This window comes from Pseudomonas sp. HMSC066A08, assembly GCF_001813025.1.
Classification (GTDB): Bacteria; Pseudomonadota; Gammaproteobacteria; order Pseudomonadales; family Pseudomonadaceae; genus Pseudomonas; species Pseudomonas aeruginosa.
In genome coordinates, this window is the sequence record NZ_KV811288.1 from 1 (window position 1) to 380 (window position 380).

Genomic DNA, 380 nt, shown 5'->3' on the forward strand with positions numbered 1-380 from the left:
CAGCGCGACCATAGTGGCCGTTAGCGGGTTCCACGTTTCCACGTCGCCGATAGTGTTGGCCAGCTCGATAGACGTACCGAAAATGTCGCCCGGCCGGATTTGGGACGTACCCAGCCCGGCCGCCGACGCGCCCGCCGTTCGGAAGCTGTCCACCACCTTGTCGGCCCAATCTGCCGAGAACAGCAGCAGCGCGTAGAAGAAGCCAATCACCAAAATGAAACGGATCAGCTCGCCGACAATCTCGCCGAAATCGGCCTGTCGGAACACCAAAGGCATGAACGTCCATACGAACTGGATGGATGCCAGCAGCCAGAACAGCGTTTTGGCATAGCCTCGCAGCTTGCCATCCCACTGCGCCGCACTGTTTTTCACCAGATCGA

The 380-nt window shown here is 59.5% G+C and carries 1 protein-coding gene; it reads right to left on the bottom strand.

Going from position 1 to position 380, the window contains the following annotated elements:
• On the bottom strand, window positions 1–380 hold a 380-nt coding region (locus HMPREF2886_RS09220; protein ID WP_177344450.1), incomplete at both ends, for a type IV secretion system protein.